The following is a 3,851-nucleotide window of genomic DNA, read 5'->3' on the forward strand; positions in this document are numbered from 1 at the left end:
CATGATGTTCATCACCCGTAGCTTGGTGGCTGCCATCGTCATCGTCGGCACTGTCGCGCTGTCCTTGGGCGCATCCTTCGGGCTGTCGGTGTTGGTGTGGCAGTACATCTTCGGCATCCAGCTGTACTGGATCGTGCTTGCACTGGCGGTCATCCTGCTGCTGGCGGTGGGTGCTGACTACAACCTGCTGCTGATATCCCGGTTCAAGGAAGAGATACACGCCGGATTGAGAACCGGCACCATCCGCGCGATGGCGGGCACCGGTGGTGTCGTCACGGCCGCCGGATTGGTGTTCTCCGCGACCATGTCCTCGTTCGTGTTCAGCAATCTGATCATCCTCGGCCAGATCGGCACCACCATCGGACTCGGCTTGCTGTTCGACACGCTGATCGTGCGGTCGTTCATGACACCGGCCATTGCGACCCTGCTCGGCCGCTGGTTCTGGTGGCCGCAGATCGTGCGTACCCGCCCGGCCAGCCAGATGCTGCGCCCCTATGGCCCACGCCGCGCGGTGCGCGATCTGCTCGAGCGCGAACCGAACGACAAGTTCGTCAGCCCCGACTAACGCCGAACGTTCGGTTGTCGAACGCATCGCTCGGTCAATGTCAATCGGTTAAGACAACTTTGGGCATGTTTCGTTAGGCGGCTTGGTCGAGGAGTGCGGCGAGGCGGTCGGCGGGGGTGTTGGTTGGGGCGCGGCGGTGTTCAGCGCTCACTCGCGTAGAGGTGGACCAGCCCGGAGGCGACGGCGAACCGCGGGCCGTGCACGCCGTCGATGTTGGCCCGTCCCACCGCGATCGGAATCGAGCGCAATGATTCGCCAACCGTTCGGAGCAGTTCGTCGTCGAGTGCCCCGCCCCCGGCCAGCACCAGTGCGGTGGGTGGATCGTCGAAGGCCAACATGGCGCGGGCGATGTTCGCCGCGACCGTCTCCTGCTTGATCGCGAGGCGCAGGCTGCGCCACTCCTCGGCCGCCAGCTTGTTCGAGAACGGCACCAGGCCTGCACTTCCGCGCGTGCACAACCGGCCGATCGCGTCGGCCGCGGCGGGGCTGTCCAGGAACAACCGCCGGCCGTCCTCCTCGTGCGCGACGTGCGGACCTTCGACCCTCAGGGCCGGTGTCCGCTTCACCCGCTCGGCGAGAGCACGCGGGATGCTCAGCACCCGCGCCACGGCGGTAGTGATCGCCTCCCCCGCACCCGCCGCCGTCACCGCGCGACCCGCGCCCACCAAATCGATGGTGCCCCCGCCGATGTCGCATACGACGGTGTTCGCGGGCAACCCCGGCGTGGTGCGTGCGCCGACCGCCGCCGCCTCCGGCTCGGTGGCGATCGTGCGGGTCGGACGTCCCGTCAGTTCCTGCAGAGTCGCGGCCGCGTCGGCGACGTGATCGGCGGCCAGCAGTGCGACGACGGTGCCACGCGTATCGGCGACCCCGCGCCGCAGCCACGCGCCGTTGTCGATCGACGACAGGTCGGTGAAAAACGCGTCGTCCACGGCGATTCCGTGCTCGGCGGTGGGAATGCAGTGGAGTCGGACGGCCACGACGTTGCCCGGTGGTTCGAGCCGAAGAACGCTGTGTGCCTGCGCGGGCGTGTACCGCACCACCCTGCCGTCAGCGGTGCAGTCGACGTAGTCGTCGTCGACGTCAGGCGGATCGGGCGGCCCGGTGCGGCGGGTCACGGCGATCGCGGGCGAATCCGCCAACTCGCGTGTGAACTCGGCGACGTGCCGAATCTGGTCGGGTCCGAGTTCCAGGGCGTGGCAGAGCGCGATCGGGTCGGCCATCGCCCGGTAGGCCCGGCCTTCCGTCACGACCTCCACCGCGACCAGCGCCCCTGGTTCGAGCCCGTCGAGGTCAACCTCGTCCACGACCGGCACGTCGATGGATATCCGGTTGCGGATGAGCACGGCGTCGTCCTGCGCGGCGATCACGCCGACGATGCCCCAGCCACGATCGACGGCCGCCGAGATCGCGCGTGCCGCCACTTCGAAGTCGGTGACCCCATCGACGGAAACGATTGCCGGGCCGGCGATCACGTCGGCGGTCAGCCTGGCCAGAAGTACGTGCCGACCGACACCCGATCCCGTCCCCGCAGGCGTGTTGGCGGTGGGTCTCCGGAGGCTGCGCACCGGCGACCTTGGCGAGGACGGCGGCGGCAGCGGCGCGGTCGCGGTGTCCACCGGTCGAAGCGCGGAGAGCAGCAGTTCGTCGGCGGCCACGTCGACGTCGACTTCCATCTTGTGCAGCAGCGCCGCCGCACCCTCCAGGGATTCCCTCGAGCCCTTCCGCCCGCGGGTCGGCGCGTGGCCGTGGCCGATCGGCTCGACGGTTCCCCGAGCGACGCGGGCCAGCACGATCTCGGTGGTGTGGTTGCCGACGTCTACCCCGGCGACCACTGTCACCGCAACAGACCTCGCCTGGCGTACACCGCGGCAGCCTGGCTCACAAGTTCCGCGCACCGCATCGCACCCCGACCCTCGAGCGACACCCGCAGCGCCTCCAACTGCTCGGCGGAGGAACGGTGTGGCCGCAGCGCCTCGTAGAGGTTCATCACCTCTTCGTCGTCCATGGTCGCGAGTTCGGCTGCGCGCAGGAAGTTCTCGGCCAGCTGCGGGTTGCCGCCCCGTTCGGCGATGACGGCCTGATGGGCCAGCGTTGCGGGGTCCATCCGGAGATCGGACAGCCGAAGTTTGCCGTCGACCGCGGCTTCGACGGTGAACTGGTGCTCGGTGGTCACCGCGTCACCTGCACCGTGATCGGCGTCTCGCCGGGCTGGCAGGACTCCCGCTCGAGCGCGACGAGCGCGACGGCGCGGGCGTGGTACCGCGCGGAGATCGACTCGTCGGTGCCGCCAGTGAAGATCGGTGCCGGAGCCATTCCCTTGGCGTGCCTGGCCGCATTTCGGCCGAGGTCGCGGTACATCTGGGCGGTCAGCAGCGGCGCCACGCTGAACAGTTCCAGATTGGCCAACGGCGCGAGATCACGACGGTGAATCAGCGCAGTCCCCTTGCCCTGCAATCCGATTCCGATCCCCGACCCGGACAGTCGGGCCGCGGTCAGCCCGATCAGGCCCACGTCGATGGTCGAGCGGACGCGCACCAGTCGCGGCACGCAGCCCTCCTCCTCGAGACCCGCCGAGAGCTGTCTGAGCACCTCCCCGACGGTGAGCCCACACAGGCTGAGCCAGACCGTGCGTCCCAAGGCCGGGGACAGCCCGATGCACACCTCGCGGGGATCGCTGCCCTGACGGGCGATTTCGACGTCGGTGAACGTGACATGGTCGCGGTGCTCGGCTTGATCGGCGGTGAGCTCGGCCGTCGTCCGCTCCTGCCGGATGCCGTCGATCTCGGCGCGGCGTTCGTCGCTGAGCGCGTAACCGCTGCCGGGGCCGCCGTAGTCGTTGGGGTCGGTGATCTTGGACAGCACCCGGAAGTTCTCGTCGAAGATCGCCGAGGTCTGCAGTTGGTCGCCCCGAAGCCGCTCCCGGGTCAGCGTCATGATGGCCTCGGCTTCCTCGTCGAAGCCGGTGCGCTTCAGCGAGGCGATCACGTCGAAGACGGTCAGCTGTTTGGCTTCGATCGAGGTGGCGGCCTCGGCGACGGCCTTCGGGTCGCCGGGCGGGATGTCACGGGAACCGTTGGCCATCACCACCGCGTCGATCCGGTCGTCCTCGAAGTCCGCGAGGCCGAGGTCGCGGTACACCGCCTGCACGGCGGTGGCGGCGCGGCGCCGGACCCGTGCCAGATGCTCGGGCGACACCGTGCGCAGTCCACCGTCGACGCCCCAGTCTCGTTGCAGCACCAGGAAGACGTCCATGTAGTCGGAGTTGAAGATGTATAGCGCGAAT

The 3,851-nt window shown here is 68.7% G+C and carries 4 protein-coding genes; 1 reads left to right on the forward strand and 3 read right to left on the reverse strand.

The window, feature by feature from the left end; translation table 11 throughout:
- The coding region (locus QOC69_RS17890; RefSeq protein WP_526441944.1) for an MMPL family transporter at positions 1–565 on the forward strand (565 nt) is incomplete at its 5' end.
- Between the two features lie 140 nt (positions 566–705).
- Here the strand turns inward: QOC69_RS17890 and QOC69_RS17895 are convergent.
- The 3 genes from QOC69_RS17895 to QOC69_RS17905 form a co-directional block, all read right to left on the reverse strand.
- Positions 706–2,400, reverse strand: a complete 1,695-nt coding sequence (locus QOC69_RS17895) for a diol dehydratase reactivase ATPase-like domain-containing protein (RefSeq protein ID WP_526441948.1) — start codon at positions 2,398–2,400, stop codon at positions 706–708.
- Positions 2,401–2,402: 2 nt separating this feature from the next.
- The gene (locus QOC69_RS17900; protein ID WP_526441950.1) at positions 2,403–2,672 is read right to left on the reverse strand and encodes a diol dehydratase small subunit; all 270 of its coding nucleotides are present in this window, start codon (positions 2,670–2,672) and stop codon (positions 2,403–2,405) included.
- Positions 2,673–2,737: 65 nt separating this feature from the next.
- On the reverse strand, positions 2,738–3,851 hold a 1,114-nt coding region (locus tag QOC69_RS17905; RefSeq protein WP_526441946.1), incomplete at its 5' end, for a propanediol/glycerol family dehydratase large subunit.

The sequence above is a fragment of the Mycobacterium sp. genome, from assembly GCF_032162105.1.
Taxonomy (GTDB): Bacteria; Actinomycetota; Actinomycetes; order Mycobacteriales; family Mycobacteriaceae; genus Mycobacterium.

Bases quoted from the DNA above. Each gene is read 5' to 3' on its own strand.
- QOC69_RS17900 (WP_526441950.1), bottom strand. From the start codon at position 2,672: ATGGACCCCGCAACGCTGGCCCATCAGGCCGTCATCGCCGAACGGGGC.